Genomic DNA, 19,323 nt, shown 5'->3' with positions numbered 1-19,323 from the left:
GGATTCGGTCGGGCCGCCGCCGCGACAGGAACACGGCGGCCGGCACCTCATTCCTCGACGATGACGGCGTTCGTATACACGTCCTGCACGTCGTCGAGGTTCTCGAGCGCGTCGAGGAGCTTCTGCATCTTCGCCGCGTCGTCGCCGGTGAATTCGACTTCGTTCTGCGGCTTCATCGTCACTTCGGCGAGCTCGGCCTTGAAGCCGCCGGCTTCGAGCGCGTCCTTCACCGCCGAGAATGCCTGCCAGTCGCACAGCACTTCGATCGAACCGTCGTCGTTCGTGTTCACGTCGTTCGCGCCGGCTTCGAGCGCGGCTTCCATCAGCGCGTCTTCCGACGTGCCCGGTGCGAACAGGAACTGGCCGACGTGATCGAACATGAACGCGACCGAGCCGTCGGTGCCCATGTTGCCGCCGAACTTCGAGAACGCATGGCGGACTTCCGCGACCGTGCGGGTGCGGTTGTCGGTCAGCGTGTCGACGATGATCGCCGCGCCGCTGATGCCGTAGCCTTCGTAGCGGATTTCCTCGTAGTTCGCGCCATCCGCGCCGCCGACGCCGCGATCGATCGCGCGCTTGACGTTGTCCTTCGGCATGTTCGCGTCGGCCGCCTTGTCGACCGCCAGACGCAGGCGCGGGTTCGAGTTGACGTCACCGCCGCCGAGGCGCGCCGCGACCTGGATTTCCTTGATCAGGCGGGTCCAGATCTTGCCGCGCTTCGCGTCGGCCGCTGCCTTCTTATGCTTGATGTTGGCCCATTTCGAATGACCAGCCATACCTTTCTCCGTGCCCGGGCGCACAGCGCGGGCGATTGTTTCAATGTGTCGTTGAATCGGCGGCCGTTTCGGCGGGCATGAAGCCGCGGGGCCGCGCGTGTCGAGTGGATCGAGATTTTATCACGCGGCGACCGCCGGATCGGGGCCGCCGCGCATGGCCGGACGGCCAGGCGGGCCGTCGCGAGCCGGGCCGCGCGCCGCGCGGCCGTACAGGCGCTCAGTTCTTGGTGCCGAACAGGCGGTCGCCCGCGTCGCCGAGGCCCGGCACGATGTACGCATGCTCGTTCAGGTGCGAATCGAGCGACGCGACGAACAGCTTCACGTCCGGGTGCGCGTCCTGGAACACCTGCACGCCTTCGGGCGCCGCGACCAGCGCGACGAACATGATGTTCGCGGCCGGCACGTTGCGGCGCTTCAGCACGTCGACCGCGTGCACGGCCGAGTAGCCGGTCGCGACCATCGGGTCGCACAGGATGAAGATGCGGTCTTCCAGATCCGGCAGGCGCACCAGGTATTCGACCGGGCGATGGTCGTCGGCGCGATACACGCCGATGTGGCCGACGCGGGCGGACGGAACCAGGTCGAGCAGGCCGTCCGACATCCCGATGCCCGCGCGCAGCACGGGCACGATCGCCAGCTTCTTGCCCGCGATCACCGGCGCGTCGACCTCGACGAGCGGGGTTTCGACCCGCTTGGTCGTGATCGGCAGGTTGCGGGTGATCTCGTAACCCATCAGCAGCGTGATTTCGCGCAGCAGCTCGCGGAACGTGCGCGTGGACGTGTCCTTGTCGCGCATGTGCGTGAGCTTGTGCTGGATCAGCGGGTGATCGGTGATGAAGAGATTCGGGAAACGGCTGTCCTGTTTCATGACGGAGGCGCCTTGGCGGCAAAAGAGGATCGGGGGCGGCGGCGGGCGCAAGCCGGCCGCGCGCTTATGTCCGCAATTTTACCAAGGCGCGCCGCATGATCCGGATAATATCGACGTCTCACGACAATCCGCGCGCCCGCGCCCGCCCGATTGCCCGCCTGACCCGTCCGGGGTCCGTGCGCCGGCGTGATCGGGCCGAGCCGGCGCGTGTCGCCACCAAGGAATCGACGATGGATCTCGGCATCGAAGGAAAGACCGCGCTGGTGTGCGCGGCCAGCAAGGGTCTCGGTCGCGGCTGCGCGGAAGCGCTGGCCGCCGAGGGCGTGAACCTCGTGATCGTTGCGCGCACGCGCGCCACGCTGGAGGAAACCGCGGAGGAGATCCGCGCCGGCGCGAACGTGTCGGTGACCGCGGTCGCCTGCGACATCACGACGCCGGACGGGCGCGCGGCCGCGCTCGCCGCGTGCCCGCAGCCGGACATTCTCGTGACGAATGCCGGCGGCCCGCCGCCCGGCGACTTCCGCGACTTCTCGCACGACGACTGGATCCGCGCGCTCGAATCGAACATGCTGACGCCGATCGAGCTGATCCGCGCGACCGTCGACGGGATGATCGCGCGCGGCTTCGGCCGGATCGTCAACATCACGAGCTCGGCCGTGAAGGCGCCGATCGACGTGCTCGCGCTGTCGAATGGCGCGCGCTCGGGGCTGACCGGCTTCGTCGCGGGGCTGTCGCGCAAGGTCGCGGGGCAGGGCGTGACGATCAACAACCTGTTGCCGGGCCTGTTCGACACCGACCGGATCGCGACCACGCTCGCCGCGTCGGCGAAGGCGCAGGGCGTGAGCGTCGACGAGATGCGCGCGCGGCGCACGAAGGACATCCCGGCCGGCCGTCTCGGCACGCGTGCGGAATTCGGCGCGGCGTGCGCGTTCCTGTGCAGCGTGCACGCCGGCTACATCACCGGGCAGAACTGGCTGCTCGACGGCGGCTCGTATCCCGGCACGTTCTGACGCACGCGCCGCCTTTCACGACAACCACCTGAAACGAAGGATCTGGAGATGAGCAAACCCCGCATCGCATTGATTGCGCACGACGCGAAGAAGGACGAGATCGTCGCGCTCGCGGGCGAATTCCGCACGACGCTCGCGCAATGCCGGCTGGTGGCGACCGGCACGACGGGCGGCCGCATCGCGGACGCGCACGGGCTCGAGGTCGAGCGCAAGCTGTCGGGGCCGCTCGGCGGCGACCTGCAGATCGGTGCGGAACTGGCCGACGGCCGCATCGACATCGTCGTGTTCCTGCGCGATCCGATGACCGCGCAGCCGCACGACCCCGACATCACCGCGCTCGTGCGCGCCTGCGACGTGCACGACGTGCCGGTCGCGACCAACGTCGCCACCGCGCGGATGCTGCTCGACGATCTGGCGCGCAACATGCAGGACGTCTGCTGAGGGCGGCCCGCGCCCGATTGCCCCTGCTGGCGGCAGGGCCATGCACGGATGGCCGCGGCGCGCGAGAATCGTGCGTCGCGACGCGCGCCTGCCGCCCGGTACCCAGATGAGGCCGGCTCCGCGGATCGGCGACCCGGATTTTTCCCTGACCGAATCAGAAACGAGGAGCGAAACGATGCCGAAAGCAATCCGATACGACCAGCCGGGCGGCCCGGACGTGATGAAGTGGGTCGATGTCGAGGTCGGCGAACCGAAGGCAGGTGAAGTCCGCATCCGGCAGCACGCGGTCGGCCTCAACTACATCGACGTTTATTTCCGTACCGGCCTTTACCCGCAAGCGCTGCCCGGCGGTCTCGGGATGGAGGCGGCAGGCGAGGTGACGGCCGTCGGCGAAGGCGTGACCACGTTCAAGGCGGGCGACCGCGTCGCGTACGTCGGGCAGCCGCCGGGCGCCTACGCGCAGGAACGCGTGATGCCGGCCGAGCGGCTCGTGAAGCTGCCGGACGGCATCAGCTACGACGACGCGGCGTCGGTGATGCTGCAGGGCCTGACCGCGCACTACCTGCTGCGCCGCACGTATCCGGTGAAGGCCGGCGACACGATCCTGATCCACGCGGCGGCCGGCGGTGTCGGCCTTCTGGTGTGCCAGTGGGCGAAGGCGCTCGGCGCGACCGTGATCGGGACGGTCGGCTCCGACGAGAAGGCCACACTCGCGAAGGCGCACGGCTGCGACCATCCGATCGTCTACACGCGCGAGAACTTCACGCAGCGCGTGAAGGAGATCACGAACGGCGCCGGCGTGCCGGTCGTCTACGACTCGATCGGCAAGGACACCTACATCGGCTCGCTCGATAGCCTTGCGCCGCTCGGCTATTTCGTCAGCTTCGGCAACGCGTCGGGCCCGCTGCCGCCGATCGACTCGAAGGAATTCTCGTCGCGCGGGTCGCTGTTCTTTACGCGGCCTACGCTGTTCTCGTACATCGCGAAGCGCGCCGATCTCGAATCCGCTGCCGCCGAACTGTTCGACGTGCTGCTGTCGGGCAAGGTGAAGACGAGCATCAACCAGCGCTACCCGCTCGCTGAAGTCGGCCGCGCGCATGAAGATCTCGAAGCGCGCAAGACCACCGGCTCGACGATCCTCGTTCCCTGACCTGCCTCCCCGTGCCGGCGCCATGCCGGCCCGGGCGGGTCCGGGCGGGTCCGGGCGGCGCCACGGCGCCGTCCGTCCCGCCTCCCGCCTCCCGGTTCCCGTCGTCCTCCCCCGAATTCCGCGTTTACGCGTTTTTTATACGCGCCCCGATACCTTTGACCCGTCCTTTACGTGCGTTCCCATAAGGTTCTAGTCGTCTGATTTCGACGATGGAGAACAGAAAAATGGATGGGGTATTTATCGGCGCACTGGTGCTCTTCACCGCGCTGATCCTCGGTTTGATTGCCGGTTGCGACAAGCTCGTGCAATACGGTCGCGGGGGGCGAGCATGACCTGGATGCTTTGGCTGGCGGGCGCCTCGACGGCCCTGCTGTTCGCGTATCTCGTCTTTGCGCTGCTGCGCGCGGAGGACATCGAATGAACGCGAACAATCTCTTTCAGACGCTGCTCTTCATTGTCGTGCTGCTGGCGGCGGCCGTGCCTGTCGCGCGCTATCTGTCCGCGGTGATGGACGGCAGCGCGCGCGTCGTGCGCGTGTTCGGGCCGCTCGAGCGCGCGCTGTACCGCATCGCCGGCGTCGACGCCGGCAGCGAGATGAACTGGAAGCAGTACGCGATCGCGACGATCGCGTTCAACGCGCTCGGCGCGCTGTTCCTCTACGGCCTGCTGCGCCTGCAGGGCTTCCTGCCCGGCAACCCGCAGCAGTTCGGTGCGATGACGGTCGACGGCGCGTTCAACACGGCCGTCAGCTTCGTCACCAACACGAACTGGCAGGACTACACGCCCGAGCAGACCGTCAGCTACCTGACGCAGATGCTCGGCCTGACCGTGCAGAACTTCCTGTCGGCGGCAACCGGGATCGTCGTCGTGATCGCGCTGATCCGCGGCTTCGCGCGTCATACCGCGCAGACCATCGGCAACTTCTGGGTCGACCTCACGCGCGTGACGATGTACGTGCTCGTGCCGATGTCGATGATCATCGCCGCGCTGCTGATGAGCCAGGGCGTGATCCAGAACATGAAGTCGTACCAGGACGTGCCGGTGCTGCAGGCGAGCACCTACGCCGCGCCGAAGCTCGACGCACAGGGCAATCCGGTGAAGGACGACAAGGGCAACCCGGTCACGGTGCCGACCCCGCTCACGAAGCAGACGCTCGCGATGGGCCCGGTTGCGTCGCAGGAAGCGATCAAGATGCTCGGCACCAACGGTGGCGGCTTCTTCAACGCGAACTCCGCGCACCCGTACGAGAACCCGACGCCGTTCGCGAACTTCCTGCAGATCTTCGCGATCCTGATCATCCCGGCCGCGCTGTGTCTCGTGTTCGGCCGCATGATCGGCGACCGCCGGCAGGGCATCGCCGTGCTCGCGGCGATGACGGTCGCGTTCGTGCTCGCGATCGGCTTCGAGGTGAGCGCCGAGCAGGCCGGCAACCCGACGCTCGCCGCGCTGCACGTCGACCAGTCGGCGAGCGCGCTGCAGCCGGGCGGCAACATGGAGGGCAAGGAAACGCGCTTCGGCATCGCGCAGACCGGCATCTTCACGGTCGCGACCACGGCCGCGTCGTGCGGCGCCGTCGACACGATGCACGATTCGCTGACGCCGCTCGGCGGCCTCGTGCCGATGCTGCTGATGCAGCTGGGCGAAGTGATCTACGGCGGGGTCGGCTCGGGTCTCTACGGGATGCTCGTGTTCGCGCTGCTCGCGGTGTTCGTCGCCGGCCTGATGATCGGCCGCACGCCGGAATACGTCGGCAAGAAGATCGAGTCGTACGAGATGAAGATGGTGTCGATCGTCGTGCTGCTCACGCCGCTGCTGGTGCTGGTCGGCACGTCGATCGCCGTGCTCGCCGATGCGGGCAAGGCCGGCATCGCGAACCCGGGGCCGCACGGCTTCTCGGAAATCCTGTACGCGTTCAGCTCGGCCGCCAACAACAACGGCAGCGCGTTCGCGGGCCTGACGGTCGGCACGCCGTTCTACAACTGGACGACCGCGATCGCGATGTGGTTCGGCCGCTTCGGCACGATCGTGCCGGTGCTGGCGATCGCCGGCTCGCTCGCCGCGAAGAAGCGCATCGCGGCGACGAGCGGCACGCTGCCGACGCACGGTCCGCTGTTCGTCGTGCTGCTGCTCGGCACCGTGCTGCTGGTGGGCGCGCTGACCTACGTGCCGGCGCTCGCGCTCGGCCCGGGCGTCGAGCACCTGATGATGTGGCTGGGCGCGTGATACGCGCCCGCATGGCGACACCTTGAAAAGACTGAAGAGATTGAAGAGATCGCAATGACTCAACATTCCGCAACACGGTCCATGTTCGATCCGGCGCTGCTGCGCCCGGCGATCGTGGACTCGTTCAAGAAACTCACGCCGCGCACGCAGTTCCGCAATCCGGTGATGTTCTGCGTGTACGTCGGCAGCATCCTGACCACGATCCTGTGGATCGCGGCGCTCGCCGGCCAGGCCGAGGCGCCCGCGGGCTTCATCCTCGCGATCGCGCTGTGGCTGTGGTTCACCGTGCTGTTCGCGAACTTCGCCGAAGCGCTCGCCGAAGGGCGCTCGAAGGCGCAGGCCGCGTCGCTGCGCAGCGCGAAGAAGGACGTGATGGCGAAGAAGCTCAACGAGCCGCATCCGAAGTCGCCGATCCGCATCACGACCGCGAGCGAGCTGCGCCGTGGCGACGTCGTGCTGGTCGAAGCGGGCGATGTGATCCCCGCCGACGGCGAGGTGGTCGACGGCGTCGCGTCGGTCGACGAATCGGCGATCACCGGCGAATCCGCGCCGGTGATCCGCGAATCGGGCGGCGACTTCTCGTCGGTGACGGGCGGCACGCGCGTGCTGTCGGACTGGATCGTCGTCAAGGTCACCGCGAACCCGGGCGAGGCGTTCCTCGACCGGATGATCGCGATGGTCGAGGGCGCGAAGCGCAAGAAGACGCCGAACGAGATCGCGCTGACGATCCTGCTCGTCGCGCTGACGATCGTGATGCTGCTCGCGACCGCGACGCTGCTGCCGTTCTCGATGTTCTCGGTCGAAGCGATGAAGGCCGGCCACGTGGTGACGATCACCGCGCTCGTCGCGCTGCTCGTGTGCCTGATCCCGACGACGATCGGCGGCCTGTTGTCCGCGATCGGCGTGGCCGGGATGAGCCGGATGATGCAGGCCAACGTGATCGCGACGTCGGGCCGCGCGGTGGAAGCCGCCGGCGACGTCGACGTGCTGCTGCTCGACAAGACCGGCACGATCACGCTCGGCAACCGCCAGGCATCGACGTTCGTGCCGGCGCCGGGCGTGACCGAGGAGGCGCTGGCCGATGCCGCGCAACTGTCGTCGCTCGCCGACGAAACGCCGGAAGGCCGCAGCATCGTCGTGCTCGCGAAGGAGCGCTTCAACATTCGCCAGCGCGACATGGGGCAACTGCACGCGACGTTCATCGGCTTTTCCGCGCAGACGCGGATGAGCGGCGTCGATCTGCCCGGCCGCGAGATCCGCAAGGGTGCGGCCGACGCGATCCGCAACTACGTCGAGACGCATGGCAGCCGCTTCCCGGAAGAAGTGCGCCGCGCGGTCGATGAGGTCGCGCGCCGCGGCAGCACGCCGCTCGTCGTCGCCGACCTGCATGAAGGCGCGGCGCGCGTGCTCGGCGTGATCGAGCTGAAGGACATCGTGAAGGGCGGCATCAAGGAGCGCTTCGCGGAACTGCGCAAGATGGGCATCAAGACCGTGATGGTGACGGGCGACAACCGGCTGACGGCCGCGGCGATCGCGGCGGAAGCGGGCGTCGACGACTTCCTCGCGGAAGCGACGCCGGAAACCAAGCTCGCGACGATCCGAGAGCATCAGGCGGCGGGCCGTCTGGTTGCAATGACCGGCGACGGCACCAACGACGCGCCGGCGCTCGCGCAGGCCGACGTGGCCGTGGCGATGAACACCGGCACGCAGGCGGCGAAGGAAGCCGGCAACATGGTCGACCTCGACTCGAACCCGACGAAGCTGATCGAGATCGTCGAGATCGGCAAGCAGATGCTGATGACGCGCGGTTCGTTGACGACGTTCTCGATCGCGAACGATATCGCGAAGTACTTCGCGATCATCCCGGCCGCGTTCGTGACGACCTACCCGCAGCTGCGCGTGCTCGACATCATGCACCTGACGTCGCCGGCGTCGGCGATCCTGTCGGCGGTGATCTTCAATGCGCTGATCATCGTCGCGCTGATTCCGCTGGCGCTGAAGGGCGTCACGTACCGGCCGCTCGGCGCGGCGTCGCTCCTGCGCCGCAACCTGCTGGTGTACGGCCTCGGCGGCGTACTGCTGCCGTTCCCGTTCATCAAGCTGATCGACATGACGCTCGCTGCACTCGGCTGGGCCTGAGCCGGCCGTATTTGAAGGAAACATCATGAAAACGTTGATTCGTCCGCTCGTCGTGCTCTTTGTCGTCCTGACTGCCGTGACGGGGCTCGCCTACCCGGCCGTGATGACCGTGTTCGGCCAGGCCGTGTTCCCGTCGCAGGCGAACGGCAGCCTGATCGAGAAGGACGGCAAGGCGGTCGGCTCCGCACTGATCGGCCAGCCGTTCGATGCGCCGAAGTACTTCTGGGGCCGCCTGTCGGCCACGACGCCGATGCCGTACAACGCGACCGGCTCCGGCGGCTCGAACCTGGGCCCGCTGAACCCGTCGCTCGCCGACCAGGTGAAGGGGCGCATCGCCGCGCTGCGCGACGCGGGCACCGACATGTCGAAGCCGGTGCCGGTCGACCTCGTGACGGCGTCGGCCAGCGGCCTCGATCCGGAAATCACGCCGGCCGCCGCCGCGTACCAGGTCGAGCGCGTCGCGAAGGCGCGCAACCTGGCGCCCGACGCGGTCGCGCAGCTCGTCGCCGCGAACACGAAGGGCCGCCAGTTCGGCGTGTTCGGCGAACCGCGCGTGAACGTGCTGCAGCTGAACCTCGCGCTCGACGCGGCGCAGGCTGCGCACTGACCGCGCATCCGGGTTTCCGGCGGCAACCGGCGTCCGGCGCGGCCCGATCCGCGCCGGACGCGTCTTTTCCCGACGGCGCATGCGCCGTCTTTGCCTTTTGCGGCGATTTGGAACAACAATGCTCGTACTCGCGCGCATCCGGGCGCTCCGCCTTTCTGACGCATGAATCGTCCCGATCCAGACCAACTCCTCGACAAGCTGCAGCGTGACGAAGAAAAACAGCGGCGCGGCCAGCTCAAGATCTTCTTCGGCGCATCGGCCGGTGTCGGCAAGACCTACGCGATGCTGCAGGCCGCGCGCCAGCGCCTGCAGGAAGGCGTCGACGTCGTCGTCGGCATCGTCGAGACCCACGGGCGCAGCGAAACCGCCGCGCTGCTCGACGGCCTCGACGTGCTGCCGCTCGCGCGCATCGACTATCGCGGCCGCACGCTCGCCGAATTCGATCTCGACGGCGCGCTCGCGCGTGAGCCGCAACTGATCCTCGTCGACGAGCTCGCGCATTCGAACGTGCAGGGCGCGCGGCACCTGAAGCGCTGGCAGGATGTGTACGAGCTGCTCGACGCGGGCATCGACGTCTACACGACCGTCAACGTCCAGCACCTCGAAAGCCTGAACGACGTGGTCGGCGCGATCACCGGCATCCGCGTGTGGGAGACGGTGCCCGACCGCGTGTTCGACGCGGCCGACGAAGTCACGCTCGTCGACCTGCCGGCCGAGGAGCTGCTCGAGCGGATGCGCGACGGCAAGGTCTATCTCGCGCAGCAGGCCGAGCGCGCGGTGCGTAACTTCTTCCGCAAGGGCAACCTGATCGCGCTGCGCGAACTGGCGCTGCGGCGCACGGCCGATCGCGTCGACGCGCAGATGCGCGAGTATCGCGCCGATCGTTCGATCCAGCGCATCTGGCAGGCCCGCGAGCGGCTGCTCGTGTGCGTCGGTCCCGGCCCCGAGGCGCCGACGCTCGTGCGGGCGGCCGCACGGCTCGCCGCGAGCCTGAAGGCCGACTGGATCGCCGTCTATGTGGAGACGCCGCGCCTGCAGCGGCTGCCCGATGCGCGACGGCAGCGCACGCTCGATGCGCTGAAGCTCGCGGCCGAGCTCGGCGCGGAGACGGCCACGCTCGCCGGCGCCGACGCGGTTGCCGCGCTGATCGGCTATGCGAAGGTGCGCAACGTGTCGAAGATTGTCGCGGGCGGCTCGCCGAAGGTCGGGCTCGTGCGCCGCTTCGTGCGGCCGTTCGGCGAGAAGCTTGCCGAACGCGCGGGCGACGTCGACTTGATGCTGATCCGTGCGTCCGCGAGCGACGAGGCGCGCGCGGCACCGCTGGACGCACGTGCGCGCGACTGGCGTGACGCGTTCGCGCAGTTCGGCACGCACCGTTCGCCGCCGCGGCACTACGTGTATGCGGCCGCGATCTGCGCGGCGATCACGGTCGTCGCGAGCCTCGTGTCCGAGCGGCTCGACCTCACGAACCTCGTGATGCTGTACCTGCTCGGCGTCGTGTTCTCGGCCGTGCGGCTCGGGCGCGGCCCGGGCGTGCTGCAGTCGTTCCTGTCGGTGGCCGCGTTCGATTACTTCTTCGTGCCGCCGCGCATGTCGTTCTCGGTCAGCGACACGCAATACCTGCTGACCTTCTTCGGGATGCTGCTGACGTCGCTCGTGATCAGCCACCTGACGTCGACGCTGACGCGCCAGGCGAGCGTCGCGCAGCGCCGCGAGCGCCGCACCGGCGCGATCTATGCGATGGCGCGCGAGCTGGGCGCGGCGCTGACGACCGAGCAGATCGTCGAGATCGGCAGCCGTCACGTGGGCGAGGTGTTCCGCGCGCGCGTCGCGTTCCTGTTGCCCGACAGTGCGGACAAGGTGCGGCAGAAGATCGAGGAGCCCGATGCGGCCGTCACGCTGACGGGCGCCGATCTCGACAGCGACGTCGGCCAGTGGGTATACGACCAGCAGAAGCCGGCCGGCCGCGGCACCGATACGTTGCCCGCGACGGCCGCGCTGTACCTGCCGCTGAAGGCGCCGATGCGTACGCGCGGCGTGCTCGCGGTCGCGTCGCGCGAGCCGCGCGAACTCGAGGTGCCGGAGCAGCAGCGGATGCTCGACGCGTTCGCCGCGCAGATCGCGCTCGCGCTCGAACGCGTGCACTACGTCGAGATCGCGCGCGACGCGCTCGTCAACATGGAATCCGAGCGGCTACGCAACTCGCTGCTGTCGGCGATCTCGCACGACCTGCGCACGCCGCTCACGACGATCGTCGGCTTCTCGTCGATGCTCGCGAACGGGCGCGCGGCCGCGCAGGGGGGCGACGCCGCGGCGGCCGAACGCTTTGCGCAGCGCGAGGGCGAACTCGTCGACGCGATCCACGACGAGGCGCTGCGGATGACGGGCATCGTCACGAACCTGCTCGACATGGCGCGGCTGCAGGCCGGCAGCCTGCAGTTGAAGCGCCAGTGGTCGCTGCTCGAGGAAACCGTCGGCGCCGCGCTCGCCGCCTGCAAGCGCGTGCTTGCGCGCCATCCGGCGCGCGTCGTGCTGCCGGCCGACCTGCCGCTCCTGCAGATGGACGCGGTGCTGATGGAGCGCCTGTTCACCAACCTGTTCGAGAATGCGGCGAAGTACACGCCGGCCGATACGCCGCTCGACATCGGCGCCGAGCGCGTGAGCGACGACGGGCTGCCGTTCGTGCGCGTGCTCGTCGACGATTACGGTCCCGGCCTGCCGGCCGGGATGGAAACGCGGATTTTCGACAAGTTCACGCGCGGCGAGAAGGAATCGGCGACGCCGGGCATCGGCCTCGGCCTCGCGATCTGCCGCGCGATCGTCGAAGCGCACGGCGGTAAAATCGGCGCGTTCAACCGTACGGCACCCGACGGCCACGTGACGGGCGCGCGTTTCTGGTTCACGCTGCCGGTCGAGACACCGCCGGCCGCGCCTGCCGTACCCGACGACGAACCCGAAGTGCCGGGTGCGTCGTCCCCATCCGAATCATTGCCAGATCATGAGTGAACCCAGCCTGACCGTCGTCCTGATCGAGGACGAAAAGCAGATCCGCCGTTTCGTGCGCGCCGCGCTCGAGGAGGAGGACATCGCGGTGTTCGAGGCCGAGACGGGCAAGCAGGGGCTGATCGACGCGGCGACGCGCAAGCCCGATCTCGTGATCGTCGACCTCGGCCTGCCCGATACCGACGGCCTCGACGTGATCCGGGAATTGCGCGGCTGGTCCGAGGTGCCGGTGATCGTGCTGTCCGCGCGCACGCAGGAAGAAGAGAAGGTCGCGGCGCTCGATGCGGGCGCCGACGATTACCTGACCAAGCCGTTCGGCGTGTCCGAACTGCGCGCGCGGATTCGCGCGCAACTGCGCCGGCGCAACCAGGGCGGCGCGAACGAGTCGCCGAAGGTGACCTTCGGCACCGTGACCGTCGATCTCGCGCTGCGCCAGGTGTGGCGCGACAACGAGATCGTGCATCTGACGCCGCTCGAATACCGGCTGCTCGCGACGCTCGTGCGGCACGCGGGACGCGTGCTCACGCACCGCCAGCTGCTGCGCGACGTGTGGGGGCCGTCGCACGTCGAAAGCCACCACTATTTGCGCATCTACATGGCGCACCTGCGCCAGAAGCTCGAGCGCGACCCGGCGCAACCCGAGTACATCGTGACGGAGACGGGCGTCGGCTACCGGCTGGTCGGCGCCGCATGACGCACGTAGCCGGGGCGGCGCCCGTGCGCGTGACGTCGCGTGCCGGCAGGGTTGCGTCGGCGCGACAGTCTCGCGGCCGGCGCGCGCGTTGCACACCCGGCGCTCATTCCCCGTTATCCTGACCGTTCCGCGAACGAAAACGAGGAGCGTGCAATGTCCGTCCGTCTGGTCGTCATCTGTGCGCTGGCGCTTGCCGCGTCTGGCGCGTTCGCCCAACCGCTGCCGCCCGGGCAGCAACCGTCGTCGCAGCAGCAGGCGATGGCCAATCCCGCGTCGGTCAATTGCGCCAAGCTCGGCGGCCGCCACACGACCCGCAACCTGTCGAGCGGGCAGGTCGGCATGTGCGTGTTCAAGGATGGCCGCGTGTGCGAGGAGTGGGCGCTGTACCGCGACGACCGCTGCGTCGCCGCCGTCACGCCGAAGCGCGTGTCGAACTGACCGGCGCGGCGCGATCGCGCCCCTGATCGGCCGCGGCCACGCGCCGTGTCCGTAAGCATCTTGTTATACTCGGCGCCGCCCGGGGACGACCCCGGGTCATTCGCTTCAACGGGGACGGCCCCATCCGATACGGAGTACGTCGAGATGGCGTGGGTATTGTTGTTCATTGCCGGTTTGCTGGAAGTGGCCTGGGCGGCCGGCATGAAATCGTCGGACGGCTTCACGAAGCTCGGTCCGTCGGTGTTTACGATCGTGACGGCGCTGGCCAGCTTCGGGCTGCTCGCGGTTGCGATGCGCCAGTTGCCGCTCGGCACCGCGTACGCGGTATGGACCGGCATCGGCGCGGTCGGTGCGTTCGTGTTCGGCATCGTGATGATGGGCGAGGCGCTGACCGTCGCGCGCGTCGCGAGCGCCGTGCTGATCGTCGCGGGGCTGATCGGCCTGAAGCTGTCGTCGGCTGCGTGACGGCGGCACTCGGGCGCGCGCACCCGGTTGCCGCACCGCGGAATTGCGCCGGCCGCGCGCCTGGCCTGTCTATAATGGAACGCATTCGGGCCTGAATACCGTCGTGCTTCTCGCGGCACGCGGTGCCGGTCGCCACGCGCCGCGCGGCCGGTCTGTCCGACCCGATCCGATCAATCGGCAAAGCGCACGGAAAGTGCAAGGAGAGGGCCATGATCGAAGCCATTTCGCTCGGCGCGGGGCTCGCGTGGGCGAGCGGCCTGCGCCTATACCTGACCGTGCTGATCGCCGGCGTGCTGGCGCGGTTCGGCTGGCTCCACCTGCCCGACACGCTGGCCGTCCTGATGTCGCCGTGGGTCATCGGCGCCGCGGCCGTGCTCGCCGTCACCGAATTCCTTGCCGACAAGATCCCCGCGTTCGACTCGCTGTGGGATGCCGTGCACACCTTCATCCGCATTCCCGCCGGCGCCGTGCTCGCCGCCGGCGCGCTCGGCCATGCCGATCCGACCGTGCTCGCGGTCGCGGGGCTCGCCGGCGGCTCGCTGGCCGGTGCCGCGCACGTGGCGAAGGCCGGCACGCGCGCGATGATCAACCTGTCACCCGAACCGATTTCGAACTGGATCGCGTCGTCGACCGAGGACGGCCTCGTGGTCGGCGGGCTCGTGCTCGCGTTCTTCGTTCCGCTCGCGTTCCTCGTGCTGCTTGCCGCCTTCATCGCGGCGTCCGCGTGGGCGCTCCCGCGCCTGTGGCGCGGTGTCTCCGGCGGCTTTCGCGGGATGGCGAACCACATGGTGTCGCGGCTCAACTCGATCGGGGGGAAGCGCGATTGAAGGGGCGGCAACCCGCGGCGCAGCCGCCGGCCGGGCAATCCGGCCATGAGGTGAACGCGCATGCCGGCCGCTTCGGCCTGCGCGACCTGATCCGCCAGGCCGCCCGCATGACCGCGCGCGACTGGCGCGCGGGCGAGTTGACGCTGCTCGTCCTGGCACTGGTGCTCGCGGTCGCGGCGCTGACGAGCGTCGGCTTCCTCGCCGACCGGCTGCGCCAGGGGCTCGAGCGCGACGCGCGCCAGATGCTCGGCGCCGATTTCGTCGTGCGGGCCGATCGCCCCGTCGATCCGTCGTTCGACCAGCAGGCCCGCGCGCTCGGCCTGCGTACTGCGACGACCGCCATCTTCCCGAGCATGATCGCGTCCGCCACGGGCGGGCAGGCGACCGACGCGGCGCCGTCGCGCCTCGCGGCCGTGAAGGCCGTGTCGCCCGGCTATCCGTTGCGCGGCGCGGTCGAGATCCTGCCGGCCGGCGCGGCCACCGCGCAGAAGGCGGTCGCGATTCCCGCGCCCGGCACCGTATGGGCCGATCCGGCGCTGCTCGATGCGCTGCACCTGAAGGCGGGCGATACGGTGCGCGTCGGCCTGCGCACCTTCAAGGTCGCCGCGTCGATCTCCCGCGAGCTGGATCGCGGGTTTTCCTTCGTCAATTTCTCGCCGCGGCTGATGATGCGCGCGGACGAGCTGGCCGCGACGGGGCTCACGGGCTATGGCAGCCGTGTCACGTACCGGCTGCTGGTTGCCGGCGACCAGCAGTCCGTCGCGCGTTTCGAGGTGTATGCGCACGCACGTGTCGACGGCGGGAAGCTGCGCGGCGTCGGTCTCGAGTCGTTGCAGGAAGGCCAGCCGCAGGTGCGGCAGACGCTGGATCGCGCGCGCCACTTCCTGACGCTCGTCGCGCTGCTCACCGCGCTGCTCGCGGCGGTCGCGATCGCGATGGCCGCGCAGCGCTACATGCGGCGCCACCTCGACGGCTGCGCGACGATGCGCTGCCTCGGCGTGAGCCGCCGCACGCTCGGCGCGCTGTTCGCACTCGAATTCGTTGGCATCGGGATCGTGTCCGGCGCCGCAGGCGCGGTGCTCGGCTATGGCGGCCACTGGGCGTTGCTGGCCGCGCTCGGCGGCCTGATCGACGTGGTGCTGCCGCCTCCCACGCTGTGGCCGGCGCTGATCGGCATGGGCGCGGCGCTCGTGTTGCTGCTCGGTTTCGCGCTGCCGCCGCTCGTGCCGCTCACGCGCGTGCCGCCGGTACGCGTGCTGCGGCGCGAGTGGGGCGACGCGTCGCGCACGGCGTGGGCCGCGTATGCGGTCGGCGTCGTGCTGTTCGCGGGGCTGCTGATCGTGGCCGCCGGCAACCTGAAACTCGGGCTGATCGTCGCGGGCGGGTTCGCCGGCGCGCTGGTCGGTTTCGCGCTGATCGCGCGGCTCGTGCTGTTCGCCGCCGCGCGCGCGGTGCGCAACGCGCGCGTGGCCGCGGGCGTGGGCTGGCGTTACGCGCTGGCGTCGCTGCACCGGCGCGGCACGGCGAGCGCGCTGCAGATCACCGCGCTCGCGCTCGGCCTGATGTGCCTGCTGCTGATCGCGATCACGCGCAACGACCTCGTCGCGGGCTGGCAGCAGTCGACGCCGCCCGATGCGCCGAACCAGTTCCTGATCGACATCCAGCCCGACCAGCGCGCCGACGTCGCGGCTTATCTGGCCGCGCACGGCGTGCGCGACGCGGTGCCCGAGCCGATGGTGCGCGGCCGCCTCGTCGCGATCAACGGCAAGCCGGTGAATCCGGACGCCTACCCGTCCGAGGAGGCGCGCCGGCTCGTCGACCGCGAGTTCAACCTGTCCTATACGACCCAGTTGCCGTCCGACAACCGGATCGTCGAAGGCGACTGGTTCGGCACCGCGGCGACGCCGCAGATCTCGATCGAGGCCGGCCTCGCGAAGACGCTGAACGTGAAGCCGGGCGACGTGCTGCGCTTCGACGTGACGGGGCTGACGGTCGACGCGCCGATCACGAGCGTGCGCAAGCTCGACTGGGGTTCGTTCCGCGTCAATTTCTTCGTGCTGATGCCGCCGCCGGTGCTGAAGGATTTCCCGGCCGTGTACCTGACGAGCTTCCATTTGCCGGCATCGAATGCCGCGCTGCTCGATCCGCTGATCGCGCGCTATCCGAACCTGACCGCGATCGACGTCGCGCCGATCCTCGCGCAATTGCAACGGATGATGCTGCAGGTGGTCGGCGCGGTGCAGTTCCTGTTCATGTTCACGCTCGCGGCCGGCGTCCTCGTGCTGTACACGGCGCTCGCCGGCACGCGCGACGAGCGGGTGCGCGAGGCAGCGCTGCTGCGCGCGCTCGGCGCGTCGCGCGCGCAGGTCAACGCGGTGCAGCGCGCGGAGTTCGTCGTGGTTGGCGCACTGGCCGGTGCGCTGGCGTCGGCGGGCGCGATCGCGGTCGGCTGGGTGCTCGCGTCGCGCGTGTTCGATTTCCAGCTCGCCGTCGATCCGTGGCTCGTGCCGGCCGGCATCGCGGCCGGCGTCGCGTGCGCCGGTGCGGCCGGCTGGCTGAGCCTGCATAATGTGCTGCGGCGCCCCGCGCTGCAGTCGCTGCGCGACGCATGAGCGTCGCCGGCGGCCCCGAAGATCCCGTTTTTTCCGACTATCCGTATGACCGATGTGAATGACGATGCGCCGTCGCAACCGACGGCGTTCGAGCTCGTGGGCGGTGAAGCCCGCGTGCGCGAAATGGTGGACCGCTTTTACGACCTGATGGATCTCGAGCCCGAGTTCGCGCAGATTCGCGCGCTGCACCCGGATTCGCTCGACGGTTCGCGCGACAAGTTTTTCTGGTTCCTGTGCGGGTGGCTCGGCGGCCCCGACCACTACATCAGGCGGTTCGGCCATCCGCGGCTGCGCGCGCGGCACCTGCCGTTCCCGATCGCGTCGGTCGAGCGCGACCAGTGGTTGCGCTGCATGGCGTGGGCGATGGAGGACATCGGGCTGCCCGAGCCGCTGCGCGAGCGGCTCATGCATTCGTTCTACGACACGGCCGACTGGATGCGCAACCGGCCCGGCTGATCGACCGGTACGCCGCCGCCCGCGCGCGGGACGATCTGCGTCTGGGCGCGCGCGCCGCGCGGCGCGACACTGGCCGCTTCCCCCCATCGATACGAGGTTTGCCCGATGACGACACAAGCGCTGTTTCGCGAAAACGCGTACCTCACGCAATGCGACGCGGTCGTGCTGGCCGTCGGCGACGACGGTATCCGGCTCGACCGCACCGTGTTCTATCCGCTCGGCGGCGGCCAGGCCGGCGACACAGGCACGCTGACGCTCCCCGACGGCAGCACGATCGCGATTGCCGATACGCGCAAGGCCAAGTTCGACGGCGCGACGCCCGACGACGCCGTGCACGTGCCCGCACCGGGGCAGGAGGCGAGTGTCGCGGCGCTCGAGCCCGGCACGCGCGTGGTCGCGGAGATCGACTGGCTGCGCCGCTATCGCCACATGCGGCTGCATACCGCGGCGCACCTGATGTGCGCGGTGCTGCCGTACGCGGTCGACGGCTGCAGCGTGACGGCCGACTACGTGCGGCTGGATTTCGCGACGTCCGACGCGATCGACCGCGATGACGTCGAGCGGCGCCTCGCCGGCCTGGTGGGCGGCGCGCATCCGGTCACGACCGAATGGATCACCGACGACGAGATGGCCGCGCGGCCGGACCTCGTGCGCACGATGAGCGTGAAGCCGCCGATGGGCCTCGGCCGCGTGCGGCTGCTGCGCATCGAGCAGGTCGACCTGCAGCCGTGCGGCGGCACGCATGTGCGCAATACGTCCGAAATCGGCGAGCTGCGGGTCGCGAAACTGGAAAAGAAGAGCGCGCGCACCCGGCGCCTCGTACTGGAGTTTGCATGACGATTGACACCCCCCACGCGGGCGCGGCGGCGCTCGATCCGCAAGCGCGGGAGATTCTCGATTTCTGGTTCGGCGAGCCGGGCTCGGCCGAATTCGGGCAGAACCGCAAGGTCTGGTTCAACGGCGGCGCGGCATTCGACGACGTGCTGCGCACGCGCTACGGCGCGTTGCTCGACGCCGCGTGCGACGGCGCTTGCGATCACTGGGCAAGCTCGCCGTCGGGGGCACTGGCGTTGATCGTCGTGCTCGACCAGTTCTCGCGCAACATCCATCGCGGCACGCCGCGCGCGTTTGCCGCCGATCCGAAAGCGCTCGCGCTTGCGCGCCGCGTCGTCGCGGCCGACTGGGACGCGCAGTTGCCGAGCGGACATCACCGCGCGTTTGCGTATCTGCCGTTCGAGCACGACGAGTCGGTCGAGAGCCAGCGTGAGGCCGTGCGCCTGTGCGCAGGCATTCGCGACGAAGCAGGGTGCGAGAGCTATCACCGCTTCGCGTTGCTGCATGCGGCCGTCGTCGAGCGCTTCGGCCGCTTTCCGCACCGGAACGCGATTCTCGGTCGGGTATCGAGCGACGAGGAGACGGCGTTTCTTCGCGAGCCTGGTTCGTCGTTCTGACGATTCGGGCAGCGGCGTGACGCGGGAAGAGGGAAGGCCCGCGGAGTCACGCGGGCACGGTGGCGGCAGGGCACGCCGGGCGGCGGCGCGCATTTCCCGATGGCTGTTCGCTGCTCGGGCGGTGGTGCTCACCACGCCACGCCCGGTACGAGGGCAAGCACGG

General features: G+C 69.3%; 19 protein-coding genes. 17 read left to right on the top strand and 2 right to left on the bottom strand.

Features of this window, described 5'->3' with window-relative positions; genetic code table 11:
* Positions 1–47: 47 nt before the first annotated feature.
* Together CFB43_RS12920 and upp are read right to left on the bottom strand one after the other, a co-directional pair.
* Positions 48–776: a YebC/PmpR family DNA-binding transcriptional regulator gene (locus CFB43_RS12920; protein ID WP_011352741.1), complete on the bottom strand. Its 729-nt coding sequence runs from the start codon at positions 774–776 to the stop codon at positions 48–50.
* Between the two features lie 217 nt (positions 777–993).
* Positions 994–1,644 (bottom strand): uracil phosphoribosyltransferase, encoded by a 651-nt coding sequence (upp, locus tag CFB43_RS12915; protein ID WP_011352740.1) that lies wholly within the window; start codon positions 1,642–1,644, stop codon positions 994–996.
* Positions 1,645–1,874: 230 nt separating this feature from the next.
* Between upp and CFB43_RS12910 the strand changes: the two genes are divergently transcribed.
* From CFB43_RS12910 to CFB43_RS12830, 17 genes are all read left to right on the top strand, one after another.
* A complete protein-coding gene (locus tag CFB43_RS12910) occupies positions 1,875–2,654 on the top strand; it encodes an SDR family oxidoreductase (protein ID WP_089495353.1) in 780 nt (259 codons plus the stop codon).
* A 48-nt stretch (positions 2,655–2,702) separates the two neighbouring features.
* Positions 2,703–3,095 (top strand): methylglyoxal synthase, encoded by a 393-nt coding sequence (locus CFB43_RS12905; RefSeq protein ID WP_043188929.1) that lies wholly within the window; start codon positions 2,703–2,705, stop codon positions 3,093–3,095.
* Between the two features lie 175 nt (positions 3,096–3,270).
* A complete protein-coding gene (locus CFB43_RS12900; RefSeq protein ID WP_089495352.1) occupies positions 3,271–4,245 on the top strand; it encodes a quinone oxidoreductase family protein in 975 nt (324 codons plus the stop codon).
* A gap of 209 nt (positions 4,246–4,454) precedes the next feature.
* Positions 4,455–4,577, top strand: coding sequence for a hypothetical protein (locus CFB43_RS38810; protein WP_256093628.1), 123 nt, complete (start codon positions 4,455–4,457; stop codon positions 4,575–4,577).
* On the top strand, positions 4,574–4,666 hold the full coding sequence (kdpF, locus tag CFB43_RS12895; protein ID WP_006752209.1) for a K(+)-transporting ATPase subunit F: 93 nt from the start codon (positions 4,574–4,576) through the stop codon (positions 4,664–4,666). The genes CFB43_RS38810 and kdpF overlap by 4 nt, the downstream gene beginning before the upstream one ends.
* Entirely contained in the window at positions 4,663–6,468 is a 1,806-nt protein-coding gene (gene kdpA / locus CFB43_RS12890) for a potassium-transporting ATPase subunit KdpA (protein ID WP_089495351.1), read from the top strand. Before kdpF ends, kdpA begins: the two co-directional genes overlap by 4 nt.
* Positions 6,469–6,522: 54 nt before the next feature.
* Positions 6,523–8,607 (top strand): potassium-transporting ATPase subunit KdpB, encoded by a 2,085-nt coding sequence (gene kdpB / locus CFB43_RS12885; protein WP_089495350.1) that lies wholly within the window; start codon positions 6,523–6,525, stop codon positions 8,605–8,607.
* A gap of 25 nt (positions 8,608–8,632) precedes the next feature.
* Positions 8,633–9,214 (top strand): potassium-transporting ATPase subunit KdpC, encoded by a 582-nt coding sequence (gene kdpC / locus CFB43_RS12880; RefSeq protein ID WP_089495349.1) that lies wholly within the window; start codon positions 8,633–8,635, stop codon positions 9,212–9,214.
* A gap of 162 nt (positions 9,215–9,376) precedes the next feature.
* The gene (locus CFB43_RS12875; protein WP_089495348.1) at positions 9,377–12,220 is read left to right on the top strand and encodes a DUF4118 domain-containing protein; all 2,844 of its coding nucleotides are present in this window, start codon (positions 9,377–9,379) and stop codon (positions 12,218–12,220) included.
* Positions 12,213–12,911: a two-component system response regulator KdpE gene (kdpE, locus tag CFB43_RS12870; RefSeq protein WP_039370506.1), complete on the top strand. Its 699-nt coding sequence runs from the start codon at positions 12,213–12,215 to the stop codon at positions 12,909–12,911. Before CFB43_RS12875 ends, kdpE begins: the two co-directional genes overlap by 8 nt.
* A 153-nt stretch (positions 12,912–13,064) precedes the next feature.
* On the top strand, positions 13,065–13,349 hold the full coding sequence (locus tag CFB43_RS12865; RefSeq protein WP_089440683.1) for a putative hemolysin: 285 nt from the start codon (positions 13,065–13,067) through the stop codon (positions 13,347–13,349).
* A gap of 144 nt (positions 13,350–13,493) precedes the next feature.
* A complete protein-coding gene (sugE, locus tag CFB43_RS12860; RefSeq protein ID WP_089425993.1) occupies positions 13,494–13,814 on the top strand; it encodes a quaternary ammonium compound efflux SMR transporter SugE in 321 nt (106 codons plus the stop codon).
* A 209-nt stretch (positions 13,815–14,023) separates the two neighbouring features.
* Complete coding sequence (locus CFB43_RS12855; RefSeq protein ID WP_089495347.1) at positions 14,024–14,641, top strand: DUF4126 domain-containing protein; 618 nt, start codon at positions 14,024–14,026, stop codon at positions 14,639–14,641.
* Positions 14,638–17,253, top strand: a complete 2,616-nt coding sequence (locus CFB43_RS12850) for an ABC transporter permease (protein ID WP_179254830.1) — start codon at positions 14,638–14,640, stop codon at positions 17,251–17,253. The genes CFB43_RS12855 and CFB43_RS12850 overlap by 4 nt, the downstream gene beginning before the upstream one ends.
* Before the next feature lie 45 nt (positions 17,254–17,298).
* A complete protein-coding gene (locus tag CFB43_RS12845) occupies positions 17,299–17,709 on the top strand; it encodes a group II truncated hemoglobin (RefSeq protein ID WP_089495346.1) in 411 nt (136 codons plus the stop codon).
* 105 nt (positions 17,710–17,814) lie between these two features.
* Positions 17,815–18,546 (top strand): alanyl-tRNA editing protein, encoded by a 732-nt coding sequence (locus tag CFB43_RS12835; RefSeq protein WP_089495344.1) that lies wholly within the window; start codon positions 17,815–17,817, stop codon positions 18,544–18,546.
* The gene (locus CFB43_RS12830; RefSeq protein ID WP_089495343.1) at positions 18,543–19,160 is read left to right on the top strand and encodes a DUF924 family protein; all 618 of its coding nucleotides are present in this window, start codon (positions 18,543–18,545) and stop codon (positions 19,158–19,160) included. The genes CFB43_RS12835 and CFB43_RS12830 overlap by 4 nt, the downstream gene beginning before the upstream one ends.
* The last annotated feature ends 163 nt before the right edge of the window (positions 19,161–19,323 follow it).

It is taken from the genome of Burkholderia sp. AU15512 (assembly GCF_002223325.1).
Classification (GTDB): Bacteria; Pseudomonadota; Gammaproteobacteria; order Burkholderiales; family Burkholderiaceae; genus Burkholderia.
This window is presented reverse-complemented; position numbering and strand designations above follow the sequence as displayed.